The following is a 15,581-nucleotide window of genomic DNA, read 5'->3' as shown; positions in this document are numbered from 1 at the left end:
CTACCCAGCTCGGACCGGAAATGATCCAGATCTCCGCAAAAGCGCCGGGGTCAGCCCACCAGGTTCTCCAGCCGCCGCACGACCGCGTGCACGTCCGGCATCCCCGCGATCTCCGCGGCCACCTCACGAGCGGCAACCCGCAACCCCGGCTCCGTCAGCAGCCGCGAGATCAACCCCGCATCCACGTCCGGCCCGCGCGCCGACAGCCCGGCGCCACGCTCCGCGACCGCCGAGGCTGCGGCGAAGCGGTCCGACCCGTCCGGCAGCACGAGCTGCGGCACCCCGCCGGCCAACGCCGCCAGGGCTGTGCCCGCCCCGCCGTGGTGGATCACCGCGTCCGAGGTCCCGACCAGCGCGTCCCACGGCACCCAGCCGCACGCCGTCACGTTCGGCGGCAGCCCGCCCAGCGCGCTGATGTCGATGTCCCCCATGACCAGCACGAACTCCGCCGCCACCGAGGCCGCGGCGGTCACCACCCGGTCCAGCGTCGACAGTCCACCCACCTTCGGCGGCACCGTCCCGAGCGTCACCGCGATCCGGGGTCCGTGTCGGGGCGGCACCACGCCGGTTCCGGTGTACGCGCCTGGTCGCAACGGCCAGCCGCGTGAGGTGCCGCCCACCATCGACGGTGGCGCGACGTCCAGTGACAGCACCTCGCCCATCGGCACGGACATGTGCTTGACCATCACCGCGTGCAGCGGCGCGATCTCGGTGAAGCCCAGGTCGTGGCGTACGGCCGGGACGCCGCGAACGGTCGCGGCCGCGGCGGCAGCGGGGAACAGGTACTCGTAGACGACCACGTCGGGGCGCCACGACGAGGCGAAAGCGGCAACGCTCTCCGCCACCTCGTCGTTGACCAGGGCGGCGAGTGCGACGAAGGCTTCACGATCGGCGGAGTTCGTCTCGACCGTGCGGGCCATCTCGGCGGGCAACCGGGAGGCGCCCAGCGCGCGGATCGTGCGGCGCCAGTCCACGCCCGGTGCGGGAGCGGCGTACGGCAGATCGGCCACCAGGGACTCACCACCGTCGAGGGAGACGACCACGACGTCGTGTCCCGCCGCGCGGGCGGCGTGGGCCAGCGGGATCAGCGGAAACAGATGACCCGCGGCGGGAACACCGCCGAACAAGACGCGCATGACAGGGATTGTCTCCACTTGACTCATTCAAGACAAGGAAAGCGGCCAGCTGAGACGATCTGGCCGAAAAGCTGAGTGCGCGGGTACCTTTCGACGAGTGCAGGAACCCGCGCTGGTCGGCGAACGGCTCACCCTGTCCGCATTCACGCAGCTCTCCGGAACACTGGGCGGCTATCGGTTCGTGAAGGTCGTGGTGGACAGAGAGACCGGGCTGGTCCACTTCATGGACAGCCGGGAGAACCTCTTTCACGTCAAGTACATCGCGGCGCACATCCTGCACATGCCTCCCGACGAGCTGGAACGCCGGCTCGACGAGATGAACTTCGAGGTCTACCACCGCGCGGACCGCCGCTTCTGCCTGGGCATCTTGGCGTTGCACGACAGGTTCTTCTCGCTCGAAACGGTCGAAGCGGACACGATGACGGCCGAGCTGCTCCAGTTCTTCTACGACGAGGTGCGCGCGCACGTCGACCAGAGCACGCCGATCTTGCTCAAACCGGCGAATCACCTGCAGGAAAGCCACGTCGAAAAGATTCCGCGGGATGTTCTGCCACGCATCCTGAGTCATGAGCTCTTCTCGACTTCCGAGTTCGTGCCGCTCAACCCCGGCACTGCCGAGGGAAGGCTCCGAATCTTCCGCACGAACGACGAGTACCTCGAAAACGAACTCGCCTGGCACGACATCATCGTCATGGCGAAAGTACCGGACGACATTCCGCGCTTGACAGGCGTTGTCAACGCCGGGCACACCACCCCGCTGTCGCACACGAACGTCCTGGCGAGCGGCTGGGGCATCCCGAACGCCATCCAGCTCGGCGCGCTCGACAGCCTCGCCCACCTCAACGGCCGCTGGGTCCGCTACACCGTCGACGCCGACCGCACCGAGATCGGCATCGAGCCGATCGAGCGGCCGGAGACGAACCAGCCAGGCTGGCTCGCCACCCGCGTCAGGATGGACGAGCCGGACCTGGGGGACGACCGGATCGCCCCGCTGCACGACCTGCGGTGGCGTGACAGCACGAGCTACGGCACGAAAGCCGCGAACCTCGGCGAACTCAACGAGGTCACGAGGAACGGCTCCACCCGCTGGCTCGGCTTCTACCGCATCCCGCGCCCGCCCCGCGAGAACCTCCTCCCCTACCTCGAAGCCCTCCTGCACACGAAGGATCTCGACGAGGGCGTGCGCAAGCTCTTCCGGGAGCACGTCCGCATCCCGCGCGGCATCGCACTGCCGTTCTCGCTGCACCAGCGGTTCCTGGAGGCGAGCCCGCGCATCCAGCAGGCCATCGGCAGGCTCAAGTTCGCCCTCGAACTCGGCGCCAGGGAAGCCGACGCCCTGTGCGTCGAACTGCAACACCTCATCCGCACCGCGAGGTTCCCCGACGCGCTGCTGAACGAGATCGACGACGCGATCATCACGCACCTGTCCGGCGTCGGCACGTTCGTCGTCCGCAGCTCCTCGAACGCCGAGGACCTCACCGGGTTCTCCGCCGCCGGCATCTACGAGTCGGTCAACCACGTCACCGACGCGCGCGGGATCTTCGACGGCATCAAGAAGGTCTGGGCGAGCCTCGTCGACGCCCGCAGCACCCGCCTGCGCGAACAGGCGGGGATCAGCCTCGACGACGCCTACATGGGTGTGATCATCCAGGAACAGGTGCCGTCCGCCAGGGGCGGCGTCATGGTGACGACGAACCCCTTGAACCGCAAGGACTTCCGCAACGTCTACATCAACGTCGCCACCGAGGTCACCGACGTCGTCGACGGCGAGGCGCAGCCGTCGCAGTACCTGTTCAACACGGTGGAGGGCGGCGGCCGCACCGTCGCGCTCGGCGAGTCCGATGTGGACGAAGAGAGCAAACAGCAGCTGCAACGGCTCGCGATCGCCGGACGCCTGCTGCAGTCCCACTTCTCCCCCGACTACACCTTCGGCCAGCCGGTCGACGTCGAGTGGGCCGCCGACGACGACCACCTGCACCTGTTGCAGCTGCGTCCGTACGCATGACGGTCATCCGCCTGTACAAGGGCTATCAGCTGTTCAACGGCCTGCTGCTGTGGTTGCCGATCTTCTACCTCTACCAGCGCGACATCGGGCTCACCGATCAGCAGATCTTCGGCATCCAGGCGATCTACTACGTCGCGTTCTGCCTGCTGGACGTGCCGACCGGTGTGCTCGCGGACCGCTTCGACTACCGCCGGTTCCTGCAGCTCGGCGCCGTCACGCTCACCACCGCCAACCTGATCCCCGTCTTCGTCCAGAACTACTGGGGCTTCCTCGCCCACTTCCTGCTGATCGCCCTCGCCTACTCGTTCACGTCCGGCGCCGGCAGCGCCTACCTGTACGAGTACCTGCACCGCAGCGGACACGAGGAGCTCTACAAACAGGCCGAGGGCAGCGCCCGCGCCTACAGCCTCACCGGCCGCGTCATCGCACTGCCCGCCGCGGGCGTGTTGATGCAGTGGCAGTTCACCTCGCCGTACTGGTTGTCCGCCGCCGCCACGCTCGTCGCGCTCGGCTTCGCCCTCAAGCTCCCGCCGCTGCCGCCCGGCGAGCACCACCACCGGCAGATCGCGCTCGGGAAGGCGCTCACCACCCTCAAACGCACCCCGTACCTGGTGCTCCTGATGGTCCAGGGCGTCGCGATCTTCACCCTCGTCCGGATCCTGCAGGCGAACCTGTTCCAGCCGGTGCTGGACGCGAAACACCTGCCGGTCACGGCGTTCGGTCTGCTGATGGCCGTCACGACCCTGTTCGAGGCGCTCGGCGCGGCCCGCCCGAACCTGATCCGCGGAGCCATGAGCGACCTGCGCGCGGTGTTCGTGCTGACCACGATCATGGCGCTGTGCCTGGCTTTGCTCGCCCCCGCAGGTCTCGTGGGCGTGATCATCTGCCTGTGCGTGTTCTCGCTGGCGACCGGCCTGTCGTTCCCGATCCAGCGCCAGCTCGTCAACGACGCCATCACCGACCCCCGCAGCCGCGCCACGCTGCTGTCCGTCGAGTCGCTGATCGACCGCGCGGTCTGCTCGCTGGTCATCTTCGTGCTCGGCGGCTATCTCGCCCGCAAAGCCATGAACGAGTTCCTCGTCCACGCGGCGGTCGGCACAGTGTTGCTGATGGTCGTCGTCGCGGTGTCGATCCACGTCGTCCGCACGAAGGAGCGCTCGCGATGACCACGTCCGGGAGCAAGGTCCTCTACCTGTACGTCAAGGGCGGCCCGCCACCGGAGCACTCGTTCCCGCGCATCGCGGCCAGGGCCGAACTGCACGTGCTGGCGCTCATGCCGGTGCCCGCGGCCGCGCAGTGCTTCTGCGCCGGCATCGTCGACGCCCTGGATGCGCCGCGCGGTGAGGAACTGGTGGAGTTCGTCGCACAGCACGCGAAGGCGATCGGCGCGGACGCGATCATCACGCTGTCCGAGTTCGCCGTGCTGCTCGTCGCCCACGTCGCGGATCGCCTCGGCCTCGCCGGAGCCGGCCCGAACCTGGTGCGCGCCCGTGACAAACGACTGATGCGCGAAACGTGGCAGGCAGCGAAAGTGCCGATCCCGAACTTCCGGCGCGTCGAGTCCGAAGTGGACTTAAGTGACGCACTCACAGAACTGGCTCCGCCGGTGCTCCTCAAACCCGCGTGGGGAGCCGGTTCCGTGGCGCAGCTCGTGCTCAACGACCAGTCCGACGTGCCCGGCGCGTGGGCCGAGGTCGCCGAGGCACTCGAACTGGGCAGCCAGGTCGGCATGAACGAGCTGTACGCGCGGGACACCGACCGCGACCTGCTCGTCGAGGAGATCTTCCACGGCACCACCGAGGGCTGGTACCCCGAGACCGGTCACGGCGACTACGTCAGCGTCGAGGGCATCGTCGCGAACGGCGTCTACCACCCGCTGTGCATCACCGCCCGGCTGCCGGTGATCCCGCCGTTCACCGAGGTCGCCAGCACCGCGCCGTGCACGCTCCCCGAACACCTCCAACGCCGCATCGAAGACGTCTCCAGAGACGCCGTGAACGCGCTGGAACTCGGCACCTGCGGCACGCACACCGAGATCAAACTCGGCCACCACGGCGACCTGACCCTCATCGAGACCGGCGCCCGGTTCGGCGGCGTGATGATCACCCGTGAGATCGAGGAGGTCTTCGGCATCGACCCGATCGGCATGCTCGTCGACCAGCTCCTCGGCCGTGAGGTCTTCTACCCCGCCCAGATGCTCACCACGGCCGGACGGGCGGCGGCCTCGGTCGCGGTCATCCCGACGAACGCCCAGGGCGAACCGTGGCGAACCCAGCCGTTGTGGCGCCCGAACGAGGTCGTGTGGGCGAGCATCGTCAGCCCCGGCACCGGGGTCGAGGAGATTCCGGCGTTCTCCATGCCCGTCGGCGAGCCGGTCCCGGTCTACGACCCCAGCGGCGGATCCCGGAACTGGCTGGGGTTGTTCGTGGTCACCGCGCCGGACGCGCGGCAGCTGCACCGCGACTGCCACGCGATCCTGAACGGCCTCGAAGCAGGCCTCAACTCCGTTGGTGCTGATCAGTGACGTCGACACCGTCCGGCAGCACCGCGAAAAGGTCGACCGGCGTCCGTTGCGACACCATCTCGCTGCGGTGCAGGCGCTTCAGCCGGTCTCTGGCGACGACGATCTGCTGGCTGGACGCCGACAGCACGAGCACCGGAACCGCGCCCAGTGAGACGTGCGCGCTGACCCGATCGGCGCTGCCCCGCCCGAACTTGAGCACTTTCCCGTACCGCACCAGGTAAAGCAGGTTCTCCTCGCCGCGCGGGCGCTTGAGCTGCTGCACCTCACCGGTCTCGTCGTTGCGGCCCCACGTGCCGTGCGACTTCGTCAACCAGCGGAATCCGGTCCACGGCAACCCGTGCACGTCGGTGGCGAGCACGGTCCTGCCGGGCTGGAAGTACTTCGCGAGCCGGACCTTCACGGTCGTCGCGGCGATGAACTCCGAGTTCTCCCGCCAGGTGCCCTCGAGCTCCAGCCTGCGCGCGATCTTCTGCACGGCCGGGTCCGGCACGGACCTGTCGTCCAGGCACACCAGGCACCTCGTGCTCCAGCCGATGCCGCACGAGCGCGCGACCCCGCACCAGCCGCACTGGAGGATCTGCACAGGCGCGCCACCAGGCCTGTCGTGCAGCAACTTCATCTGGTCGGCCACGACCTGCCGGCACGGCGCGCACAAGCCACACCACGCGACCTCGGTGACCTCCTTGCGCGGCAACCGGGTCATGCAGTTGATGCACTGCTTCACTTTGCCTCCCCCGTGGGAAAGCCTATTCCAGCGCCCTTCGCAGGCGCGAGGAGACCAGCGCGTGACGAGGATCCGCGGCCGGAAGGAGCAACCGGAGCCGTTCGAGCACCTCGGCGTCCTCACCGCTGTCCGCGAACGACAGCAGCGCGTCGAGATCTCCCCGCTCCAGCACACCCTTGCGCACCGCGGCGGCGAGATCCAGGCGCTCGTCGCGGACCACGGGTGCGTCCGAACGGGGCAGCAACTCGCCCTGGTAGTGCCGGGACGCCTTGCCCGCGTCACCGGACCTCAGCGCCGTCCGCACGTCCAGGAAGTCGCCGCGCACCACGGCATCCAGCCGGTACGGCCTCGTCAACAGGACACCACCGAGCTGCGCACGCAGCCGATGCAGCTCCGCGCGGACCGTTGTCGGGTTCCCACGTTCACCATAGAGCAACAATGCGAGTTGTTCCGCCGTGAGTCCCTTGGGGTGCAGGGCGAGCGCCGTCAGCACCTCCGCGTTGCGCAAGGTCAGCAGCAACGGCCGCCCGTCGAGTTCGGCGTGCAGGCCACCGAGGAAGTTCAGCGTCAGCACGTGCTGCCGTGGCGCGAACTGCAGCAGGTGGTGCTCAGCGAGTTGAGCGGCTGCGGACACGAGCTGCGCGACAGCCGGGTGCATAGTCTTCAACGGCCCGCTGACGTCGACGACGCCCAGCAGCAAACCCGTGTGGGGGTCGCGGATCGGGCTCGCCGCGCACGTCCAGCCGTGGTAGGTCCGCACGAGGTGTTCGCGGGAGTGCACGGTGACGGACCGGCCGGTCGCCAGCGCCGTGCCCATCGCGTTCGTGCCGATGGCGTCCTCGCTCCAGCGCGAGCCCTCGGTGAGGTGGACGCTCTCCGCCTTGTGGCGGACCTGGTTGTCGCCCTCGCACCACAGGATCAGGCCGCGGGTGTCGGTGACGATCATGATCGTGTCGTCCATCGACAGGGTGTGCTCGAGCAGCGGCACGGTCGCCGCCAGCGGATGCGCGCCGCGCAGGTCCGCGACCTCGTCCGGCGCGTAGACGACCGGCGCCTCGTGCCGGTCGGGGTCGACGCGCGCCGCGAGGGACCGCCGCCACGACTCGGCGATCACCGGCCGCGTTGCTTCGCCGAGGTCCGTCACGTTTCCAGGATGACTCCCCAGGTAGCGCCGTGCGTTACTCCTTTCGGATGCAACGTCGGTGAAACGTTGCACTACCTAGCGTCGCCAACCAGTTCGCAACGATGCGGGAGGCGGCACGATGGCCCAGTACGCGGCTCCAGGACAACCCGGCAGCGCGGTCACCTACCGTGACCGGTACGACCACTTCATCGGAGGCGAGTACGTGCCGCCCGCCAAGGGCCAGTACTTCGCCAACCCCACTCCGGTGACCGGTGAGGACTTCACCGAGATCGCCCGCGGCACCGCCGAGGACGTCGAACGCGCGCTGGACGCGGCCCACGGTGCCGCCCGTTCGTGGGGCAAGACCTCGGTCGCCGACCGCGCGAACGTGCTGAACAAGATCGCCGACCGGATCGAGGCCAACCTCGAGATGCTCGCGGTCGCCGAGACGTGGGAGAACGGCAAGCCGATCCGCGAGACGATGGCCGCCGACCTGCCGCTCGCGGTCGACCACTTCCGCTACTTCGCGGGCGTGATCCGCGCCCAGGAGGGCGGCATCTCGCAGATCGACGAGGACCTGATCGCGTACCACTTCCAGGAGCCGCTCGGGGTCGTCGGCCAGATCATCCCGTGGAACTTCCCGTTGCTCATGGCGACCTGGAAGCTCGCACCGGCGTTGGCAGCGGGAAACGCGGTGGTGCTGAAGCCCGCCGAGCAGACGCCGGCGTCGATCCACGTGCTGATGGAACTCATCGCGGACCTGATCCCGCCGGGCGTGCTGAACGTGGTCAACGGTTTCGGCGTCGAGGCGGGCAAGCCGCTCGCGTCGTCGCGCCGGGTGGCGAAGGTGGCGTTCACCGGCGAGACGACCACCGGCCGGTTGATCATGCAGTACGCCAGCGAGAACATCATCCCGGTGACGCTGGAGCTCGGCGGCAAGTCTCCGAACGTGTTCTTCTCCGACGTCGCCTCGCAACGGGATGCCTTCTACGACAAGGCTCTCGAGGGCTTCACGATGTTCGCGCTGAACCAGGGCGAGGTCTGCACGTGCCCGTCGCGGGCGTTGATCCAGAGCTCCATGTACGACCAGTTCCTCGGTGACGCCGTCGAGCGCACCAAGGCGGTCAAGCAGGGGCACCCGCTCGACACCGACACGATGATCGGCGCGCAGGCGTCCAACGACCAGCTCGAGAAGATCCTGTCGTACATCGACATCGGCAAGCAGGAAGGCGCGAAGGTGCTGACCGGCGGCGAGCGCGCGGACCTCGGCGGCGAGCTGTCCGGCGGCTACTACGTGACGCCGACGATCTTCGAGGGCGACAACAAGATGCGGATCTTCCAGGAGGAGATCTTCGGCCCGGTCGTCTCGGTCGCGCGGTTCGACGACTACGACGACGCCATCAAGACCGCCAACGACACCCTGTACGGCCTCGGCGCTGGCGTGTGGTCCCGCGACGGCTCCGTGGCCTACCGCGCCGGCCGCGACATCCAGGCGGGCCGCGTGTGGGTGAACAACTACCACGCCTACCCGGCGCACGCGGCGTTCGGCGGCTACAAGCAGTCCGGCATCGGCCGCGAGAACCACCGCGTGATGCTCGACCACTACCAGCAGACCAAGAACCTGCTCGTCAGCTACTCCCAGAACGCCCAGGGCTTCTTCTGATGGCACGCGTCGCACTGACCCCGGAGGCGGCGGAGGTTCTTCGCCGCCTCCGGGGCGACCACGGCGACCTGATGTTCCACCAGTCCGGCGGCTGCTGCGACGGCTCGGCCCCGATGTGCTACCCCGCCGGGGAGTTCCGCACCGGCGCGGCGGACGTGCACCTCGGGGATCTCGCCGTGGACTCGTTCACCGTTCCTGTGTGGATGTCCGCGGCGCAGTTCGAGTACTGGAGCCACACGCACCTGACGATCGACGTCGTGCCCGGTCGTGGGAGCGGTTTCTCGCTGGAGGCACCGCTGGGAATCCGTTTTCTCGTACGTTCTCGTCTGCTCGCGGATGATGAGCTCTAGCATCTGCGCATGACCGTCCAATGCGGATGCTGCGGAGCCGAGATCACCTCTACGGACCGCATCGACTACCGGTTGAACCGCCCGGAGCAACTGATCGACGTGCCCGGCGAGCGGCTCGGTGCTCCGACCGGTGGGCTGCTCGTCGGACCGGACGGTGACTCCTACCTCCGTTGCCTGCTCCCGGTTCGGCTGACCGGCGGAACAGAGCTGGTGTTCGGCGCGTGGATGCAGATCAGCAAGGTCGACGCGATGTACGCGCACGCCGTGTGGGACAACGACGCGGAATACGCGAATCTGCGCCTGGCCGGCACGTTCGCGAACATCATCCGGCCGTGGAACCTGCTGGGCACACGGGTCGAGGCTGCCGTCCTCAACGCCGACGAGCTGCCCTACTTCACCTCGCACCCGGTGCTGGAGCGCGAATGGGACCGCGACGAGGTGCTGTGCCGCATCCGGCAACCGCTGCCGATCCCCGTCCGCGAGACGCTCGGCGAGGTCTGGACCATCGAACGCAGCGAGGGCATGCGCTACGTCATCGAGGGCCACACCGTCCGGTTCTCGAGCCCGGACCGCAAGGTGAGCCTCGACGTCTACGCCGACCGCACCGACGGCAGCCCGAGCGACTTCCTGGGCGCGGTGCTCGACGGCTACCCCGCGTCCGCCGAACACTCCGTCTCCCACGACGGCGACGAGCTGCGGCACGCGTTCTGGCTGAGCGAGGTCATCGACGGCCACGAGGAGCAGGTGTTCCACGGGCACGTCGTCCGGCGCGGCACGATGATCTCTGTGCGCTGCGTGCACCGCTACCCGGCAGATCGGGCGTGGGCCCAGCACGTGCTGAACAGCGTCCGGTACATCGGATGACGGCCTGCCAGTGCTGCGGCGCCGAGATCGACGAGTCCGGCGCCCTCGACCTGAACCTCGGTCTGCCTCCGGGCCTGGACGACGCGGAACGGCTGGCGGGCGGCAAGGTGCTGCTGGCAGGCGACGCCGCGTTCGCCCGGTGCGTGCTGCCCGTCGAGCTGACAGGTGACCTGGAGCTGTGGTTCGGCGCGTGGATGCGGATCAGCGTCGCGGACGCCCACCGCGCCGCCGCCGTGTGGGGTGGCCCCGACTACGCCTCGCTACGGCTGACCGGCACGTTCGCGCACGACATCAAGCCGTGGGACGACCTGCACGGCGCCGAGGTGACCGCCGAGGTCCGCGAGCCCGGCTACCTGCCCGAATACGTCCAGCACCCGCTGCTCGGCACCACCTGGGACCGCGACGAGGTGCTGAGCGCGTTCCTGGTGGAGCTGCCGGTCTCGATCCGCCAGAAGCTGCTCGGCCGCTGGAGCATCGAACGCACCGCCGGCCTCACCCCGCACCTGCTCGACGACGGCCTGCGGTTCGCCGGGCCGGGGCGCACGGTGTTCGTGGACGTCCGCCGGGCTCAGGGAACGCCTGCGGACCGGTTCCTCGAGATGGCTCTGGAAGGCGCGCCTGCCGTGCCACCTGACCAGCAGTTCCTGGTGCGTGACGGGGTTGAGCTGCGGCATGCTCTGTGGCTCACGACGGAGGCCGGGCGGCACGAGTTCTACGGGCACGTCGCGCGGTTCGGCGAGCTGCTGATCGTGACGTGCATCCACGACGATCCGGCGGATCACGCGTGGGCGCGGCACGTGCTGAACAGCGTCAGTTACCGGCGCTGACCGAACGTCAGGCGCATGTCCTTCATCGTGCAGCTGACCAGCGGCGTCCGGCCGGTCAGGTAGCCCAGCGGTCCGTTCGCGGGGAACATCCACGCGGTCCTGGCGAGGCTGACTCGTCCGGACATGCGCATCTTCGTGCGCACATCGCGGCCGTCCAGGCGCTGCGCGGTCCAGCCTCCCGCGGTCCACGTGCCCGGTAACGCGACGCCACCGGCCACCGCGACCGCCGCGATCGACGCGATCGACGAGCCTTCGCCGAACCGGGCGAGTTGTTTCGGGATCCCCCACATTTCCCGGCCGCCGTCCCGGGACGCTTCGCTGTCGACCCAGATCTGCGGCACCGACACGGCCACCCTGCCCTCGTCGCGCACCGGCGTTGCCACGAGCAGTTCCTCGTAGGTGAGCTCGCTGCCCGGTTCGTACGACACGAACGCCACTGCCACGAAAACCTTGCCCGCCAAGGAGATCAGCTTCGCTTCGGACGGCAGGTGAGCCCGCGGCACCAGCTTGCGCGGCACGCGGAACACGGAGATCACGAGTGAGCCCTGCATGTGCCACGGTTCGGCGGGATACTGCATGCGCCGACCGTATCGGGTCCCGTGCGTGCCCACCTGGGCAGCACGATCGTAACGTCAGGGAAATCCCAAGTTTGTGCGAGTGAACTGGACCACTAATCGAGCTGGACTCACGATTCCGCCATGAACGTCCTGCTGGCATTCGCACTCACCGCGAGTCTCACGTCGCCGGTGCACCTGCCCCCGACTGCACCGTGCCCGGAGAACGTCCCCGCCGGCACCACCTGTTACGAGGGCCGGGACGCCAACGGCGCGTACTACACGATCGCCGTGCCGAAGAAGTGGAACAAGACCCTGGTCGTGCACTCGCACGGCGGACCCGACCTGGGCGACCCCACGCCCGAGCGCACGCGTGACGACCTGAACCGCTGGGCCGTCATGGTCAAGGAGGGCTACGCGTGGGCGGGCACGTCCTACCGGCGCGGCGGCTACGGCACGCGGATGGCGGCCGAGGACACCGACAACCTGCGCAAGATGGTCAGCGCGATGCTCAAGCCGCACAAGGTCTACATCCACGGGCAGTCGTGGGGCGGCAACGTCGCGGCCAAGACCATCGAGCTGTACAAGGGTTATGACGCGGCGCTGCTCACCAGCGGCGTCATGGCCGGCGGCTCACGCGGCTACGACTACCGCGTGGACCTGCGCGTGGTCTACCAGTACTACTGCGGCAACCACCCGCGGCCGTCCGAGGTGCAGTACCCGCTGTGGCAGGGCCTGCGCGCGGGCTCGACGATGACGACCGCCGGATTGCGCAGCCGCATCGAGGAATGCCTCGGCGTCGCGGGCAGCCGCACGCCCGAGCAGCAGCAGAAGCTCAACGACATCCTCGCGGTCACCAAGATCCCCGAGGAGACGCTGAACTCGCACCTGAACTTCGCGACGTTCACGTTCCGCGACATCGTGCACCTCCGGCTGGGCGACAAGAACCCGTTCAGCAACACCGGTGTCGTCTACAAGGGTTCGCACGACGACCAAGCGTTGAACGCCGGCGTCGAACGGTTCGCCGCGGACCCGGCGGCCCGTGCCGAGCTGGCCTACGACAGCGACCTCACCGGCAAGATCGACATTCCGGTGCTGTCCGTGCACGCGATCGGTGACCCGACGGCGTTCGTGGAGCACGAGTCGGCCTATCGCGACGTCGTGACGAAGGCCGGGCGTTGGTACAACCTCGTGCAGACCTTCACGACCGAGACGACGCACTCGGCGTTCAGCGACTCCGAGTACGCCACGGCCATGCAGTCGCTGGCGGCGTGGGAGAAGTGGGGCGTGCGATCGAACCCGTTCCTGATCGCGGCCGCCTGTCCCAGCCACGACCAGAAGTACGGCACGGGCTGCTTCTACAACCCGTGGTACCAGCCGAAGTCCTACGAGTCCCGGGTCGCACCCCGCACGTGACCGCTTGACCTCCAGCTTGGTCGAGGTACCAGGATCTCGACCATGACGCTCGCACAGGACACCACCGCGCAGGACACGGCCGACATCGAGGCGCTCGTCGCCACCGTTCAGCACGCCCAGCAGAACGAACTGCCGGAGGAGTTCATCGGCCTCTTCCGTGAGGACGCGATCTGGACGACCGCGCACGGCAAACGGTTGACCGGCCGAGACGAGATCGCCTCCTTCACGCGACAGGTCCTACCTGGCGCGGGGAAGGAGGCGCTCGCCGCCTACGAGGTGTCGCACGTGTTGTTCATCCGGCCCGACGTGGCCGCGGTGAAGATCCGCCAGCGCCGCGTTTCTCCCGACGGCGAGTACCTGGACCTCGCCGAGGGGTCGCCGCTCTACATCGTGTCCAAAGAGGACGAAGGGTGGAGGATCGTGGCCGGGCAGAACACCATCGTGCTCTAGTTGTGTGGCGCAGAACCTTGCCGGGTGAATTCGCGGTCAGACGGGTGCATCGTGGTGCCCTGCTGAGCGTGGATTACCCCGCCAAGGTTCTGCGTCACACCACTAGCGGCCCTGCAACGACTTCACCTTGTCGCCGAAGGTCCAGTTCTTCGAGCCGTCCCAGTTGATCGACCAGGTCATCAGGCCCTTGAGCTGGCCGCCGAAGCTGTTCCACGCCTGGCCCACCAACGAGGGGTTCATGTAACCGCCGCCCGCACCCGGTTGGGCGGGAAGCCCTGGCACCTGCTTGTCGTAGGGAACCTTGATGGTGGTGCCCTGCACGACCAGCCCCTTGTTCAGGCACTGGGTCTGTGCCACAAAGCCCTGCACCGTCCCGGCCTGGTAGCTGTCACCCGCGCAGCCGTACATGGATCCGTTGTAGTACTGCATGTTCAGCCACCAGAGGCGGCCGTTGTCCGCGTACTTCTTGATGATCGGCAGGTACGCGCCCCAGATGGAGCCGTACACAATGCTGCCGCCCGTCACATAAGCCGTCTCCGGCGCCATCGTGAGACCGAAGCCCGCGGGCATGGCGGCCAGGACGCCGTCGATGATGCGGATCAGGTTGGCCTGCGAGGCGGACAGCTGGTTGATGTTGCCACTGCCCACGAGGCCGGTCTCGATGTCGATGTCGATCCCGTCGAAGTTGTACTTCTTCAGGATCGGCACGACGGTGGCGACAAACCGGTTGGCCACAGCGGCCGAACTCAGGTCAATACCCGCCGCCGCACCCCCGATCGACATCAGGATCGTGGCGCCGGCCGCCTTAGCCGCACACATCTCGGCAGGCGTGGCAACCTTGACGCCGGCGTCCATCCCGTCCTCCCACAGCACCGTGCCGTCGGAGCGAATCACGGGGAACGCCGCGTTGAGCACGTTGTAGCCGTGCTGCTTGATGCGGCTGTCGGTGATCGGCGTCCAACCGAACGGCGGGTGGACCCCGTTCGACGCGCCGTCCCAGTTCTCCCAGTACCCGTGCAGCACCTTGCCGGCAGGGCGGGGTTTGAGCGCACACGTGTCGGCCGCCTGTGCGGTGGACGGGACGAGCACGGTGCTCATGAGCAGAAGCAGGGCTGTCATTGCCCTCAGCAACAAACGGGCAGACATTCGCTCACCTTTCGTGTGCAGGCGGCGACCCTTTGTCATTGAAGCACGAAATGGTCCAGACCTCTACCGGAGAGCGGCGAGGTGGGAGCGGCGGGCTGGGAACGGCAAGGCGGGAACGGCAAGGCGGGGGCGGCTGGGCGGGGGCGGCTGGGCGGGGAGCGGCTGGGCGGGGAGCGGCTGGGCGGGGAGCGGCTGGGCGAGGAGCAACCGGGCCGGTTGCTGAGCGAGGAGAGCTTCCGGACTCAAGGGCAGGGCGTGACGCTTGGCTGGTGGCAATCGGGCGCGGAGTGACGCGGCGCTTGCCTGGCGGAGCGGAGCCCGCGAGGCGAGGCGAGGCGGGGCGGGGCAGGGATGGGCGAGGCTGGGCCGAGCACGTGTGGGCTGGCGGCCCACGGAGGCCTGAGCCTGGGCTCGGTGGGGCTGGTTTGGCAGGGAGGGCTGGAGGGCGGGCTGGCATGGCTCTACCGGTCCGGGCGGGAGCAGGCGAAGGCGGGACCGAGGCCAGACAGAGCTGGGGCCAGGCAGAGTCGGCCCGGCGGCGTGGGCGAGACAAGGCGCGACAGGACGAAGCCCGGAAGATTCGAGAGGTCGGGGCCTGGCTCACCGGACTGACCGGCCGGCCGGAACTGCGCTGGCCGGGTTGAGGGTCGGGTTGGACGCAAGGCCTGGTGTGGCCGCCTATGAGTGGTGTGGCCGCCTATGAGTGGTGTGGCCGCCTATGAGTGGTGTGGCCGCCTATGAGTGGTGTGGCCGCCTATGAGTGGTGTGGCCGCCTATGAGTGGCGTGGCCGCCTATGAG

14 protein-coding genes are annotated in these 15,581 nt (G+C 68.3%); 9 read left to right on the top strand and 5 right to left on the bottom strand.

Annotated elements, in window-relative coordinates; all coding sequences use genetic code 11:
- Positions 1–50: 50 nt before the first annotated feature.
- Entirely contained in the window at positions 51–1,136 is a 1,086-nt protein-coding gene (locus tag ACWGE0_RS29055) for a nucleotide disphospho-sugar-binding domain-containing protein (protein WP_452264071.1), read from the bottom strand.
- A gap of 97 nt (positions 1,137–1,233) precedes the next feature.
- Here ACWGE0_RS29055 and ACWGE0_RS29050 point away from each other — a divergent pair, with 97 nt between their 5' ends.
- Genes ACWGE0_RS29050 through ACWGE0_RS29040 form a run of 3 tightly spaced genes read left to right on the top strand, consistent with a single transcriptional unit; the run spans position 1,234 to position 5,665 of the window.
- Positions 1,234–3,141: a PEP/pyruvate-binding domain-containing protein gene (locus ACWGE0_RS29050; protein WP_452264070.1), complete on the top strand. Its 1,908-nt coding sequence runs from the start codon at positions 1,234–1,236 to the stop codon at positions 3,139–3,141.
- On the top strand, positions 3,138–4,307 hold the full coding sequence (locus ACWGE0_RS29045; protein ID WP_452264069.1) for an MFS transporter: 1,170 nt from the start codon (positions 3,138–3,140) through the stop codon (positions 4,305–4,307). The genes ACWGE0_RS29050 and ACWGE0_RS29045 overlap by 4 nt, the downstream gene beginning before the upstream one ends.
- Positions 4,304–5,665 carry an ATP-grasp domain-containing protein gene (locus ACWGE0_RS29040; protein WP_452264068.1) on the top strand — a complete coding sequence of 454 codons (1,362 nt, stop codon included), beginning with the start codon at positions 4,304–4,306 and terminating at the stop codon, positions 5,663–5,665. Before ACWGE0_RS29045 ends, ACWGE0_RS29040 begins: the two co-directional genes overlap by 4 nt.
- Here ACWGE0_RS29040 and ACWGE0_RS29035 read toward each other — a convergent pair.
- Together ACWGE0_RS29035 and ACWGE0_RS29030 are read right to left on the bottom strand one after the other, a co-directional pair.
- On the bottom strand, positions 5,640–6,389 hold the full coding sequence (locus ACWGE0_RS29035) for a hypothetical protein (RefSeq protein WP_452264067.1): 750 nt from the start codon (positions 6,387–6,389) through the stop codon (positions 5,640–5,642). The genes ACWGE0_RS29040 and ACWGE0_RS29035 overlap by 26 nt on opposite strands.
- Positions 6,390–6,411: 22 nt before the next feature.
- A complete protein-coding gene (locus ACWGE0_RS29030; RefSeq protein WP_452264066.1) occupies positions 6,412–7,533 on the bottom strand; it encodes a GAF domain-containing protein in 1,122 nt (373 codons plus the stop codon).
- 118 nt (positions 7,534–7,651) lie between these two features.
- Between ACWGE0_RS29030 and adh the strand changes: the two genes are divergently transcribed.
- The 4 genes from adh to ACWGE0_RS29010 are packed head-to-tail and all read left to right on the top strand — an operon-like array spanning position 7,652 to position 11,216.
- A complete protein-coding gene (gene adh, locus ACWGE0_RS29025; protein ID WP_452264065.1) occupies positions 7,652–9,175 on the top strand; it encodes an aldehyde dehydrogenase in 1,524 nt (507 codons plus the stop codon).
- Positions 9,175–9,525 carry a DUF779 domain-containing protein gene (locus tag ACWGE0_RS29020; RefSeq protein WP_452264064.1) on the top strand — a complete coding sequence of 117 codons (351 nt, stop codon included), beginning with the start codon at positions 9,175–9,177 and terminating at the stop codon, positions 9,523–9,525. Before adh ends, ACWGE0_RS29020 begins: the two co-directional genes overlap by 1 nt.
- A 9-nt stretch (positions 9,526–9,534) precedes the next feature.
- Complete coding sequence (locus tag ACWGE0_RS29015; RefSeq protein ID WP_452264063.1) at positions 9,535–10,389, top strand: hypothetical protein; 855 nt, start codon at positions 9,535–9,537, stop codon at positions 10,387–10,389.
- The gene (locus ACWGE0_RS29010) at positions 10,386–11,216 is read left to right on the top strand and encodes a hypothetical protein (protein WP_452264062.1); all 831 of its coding nucleotides are present in this window, start codon (positions 10,386–10,388) and stop codon (positions 11,214–11,216) included. The genes ACWGE0_RS29015 and ACWGE0_RS29010 overlap by 4 nt, the downstream gene beginning before the upstream one ends.
- Here ACWGE0_RS29010 and ACWGE0_RS29005 read toward each other — a convergent pair.
- Positions 11,204–11,794 carry an acetoacetate decarboxylase family protein gene (locus ACWGE0_RS29005; protein ID WP_452264061.1) on the bottom strand — a complete coding sequence of 197 codons (591 nt, stop codon included), beginning with the start codon at positions 11,792–11,794 and terminating at the stop codon, positions 11,204–11,206. The two genes, ACWGE0_RS29010 and ACWGE0_RS29005, sit on opposite strands and share 13 nt — an antisense overlap.
- A 120-nt stretch (positions 11,795–11,914) precedes the next feature.
- Here ACWGE0_RS29005 and ACWGE0_RS29000 point away from each other — a divergent pair, with 120 nt between their 5' ends.
- Complete coding sequence (locus tag ACWGE0_RS29000) at positions 11,915–13,186, top strand: alpha/beta hydrolase family protein (protein WP_452264060.1); 1,272 nt, start codon at positions 11,915–11,917, stop codon at positions 13,184–13,186.
- A 42-nt stretch (positions 13,187–13,228) separates the two neighbouring features.
- On the top strand, positions 13,229–13,636 hold the full coding sequence (locus ACWGE0_RS28995; RefSeq protein WP_452264059.1) for an SgcJ/EcaC family oxidoreductase: 408 nt from the start codon (positions 13,229–13,231) through the stop codon (positions 13,634–13,636).
- Between the two features lie 102 nt (positions 13,637–13,738).
- Here ACWGE0_RS28995 and ACWGE0_RS28990 read toward each other — a convergent pair whose 3' ends face one another.
- A complete protein-coding gene (locus ACWGE0_RS28990; RefSeq protein WP_452264058.1) occupies positions 13,739–14,782 on the bottom strand; it encodes a chitinase in 1,044 nt (347 codons plus the stop codon).
- Between the last annotated feature and the right edge of the window lie 799 nt (positions 14,783–15,581).

It is taken from the genome of Lentzea sp. NPDC054927, from assembly GCF_053610285.1.
The sequence above is the reverse complement of the archived record's forward strand: the minus strand, read 5'-3'. Positions and strand labels throughout refer to the sequence as shown.

Excerpts from the sequence above, each read along its gene's own strand:
- ACWGE0_RS28995 (WP_452264059.1), top strand. The coding sequence starts at position 13,229 with ATGACGCTCGCACAGGACACCACCGCGCAGGACACGGCCGACATCGAG.
- ACWGE0_RS29040 (WP_452264068.1), top strand. The coding sequence starts at position 4,304 with ATGACCACGTCCGGGAGCAAGGTCCTCTACCTGTACGTCAAGGGCGGC.
- ACWGE0_RS29000 (WP_452264060.1), top strand. The coding sequence starts at position 11,915 with ATGAACGTCCTGCTGGCATTCGCACTCACCGCGAGTCTCACGTCGCCG.
- adh (WP_452264065.1), top strand. The coding sequence starts at position 7,652 with ATGGCCCAGTACGCGGCTCCAGGACAACCCGGCAGCGCGGTCACCTAC.
- ACWGE0_RS28990 (WP_452264058.1), bottom strand. The coding sequence starts at position 14,782 with ATGTCTGCCCGTTTGTTGCTGAGGGCAATGACAGCCCTGCTTCTGCTC.
- ACWGE0_RS29010 (WP_452264062.1), top strand. The coding sequence starts at position 10,386 with ATGACGGCCTGCCAGTGCTGCGGCGCCGAGATCGACGAGTCCGGCGCC.
- ACWGE0_RS29015 (WP_452264063.1), top strand. The coding sequence starts at position 9,535 with ATGACCGTCCAATGCGGATGCTGCGGAGCCGAGATCACCTCTACGGAC.
- ACWGE0_RS29005 (WP_452264061.1), bottom strand. The coding sequence starts at position 11,794 with ATGCAGTATCCCGCCGAACCGTGGCACATGCAGGGCTCACTCGTGATC.
- ACWGE0_RS29055 (WP_452264071.1), bottom strand. The coding sequence starts at position 1,136 with ATGCGCGTCTTGTTCGGCGGTGTTCCCGCCGCGGGTCATCTGTTTCCG.
- ACWGE0_RS29020 (WP_452264064.1), top strand. The coding sequence starts at position 9,175 with ATGGCACGCGTCGCACTGACCCCGGAGGCGGCGGAGGTTCTTCGCCGC.
- ACWGE0_RS29045 (WP_452264069.1), top strand. The coding sequence starts at position 3,138 with ATGACGGTCATCCGCCTGTACAAGGGCTATCAGCTGTTCAACGGCCTG.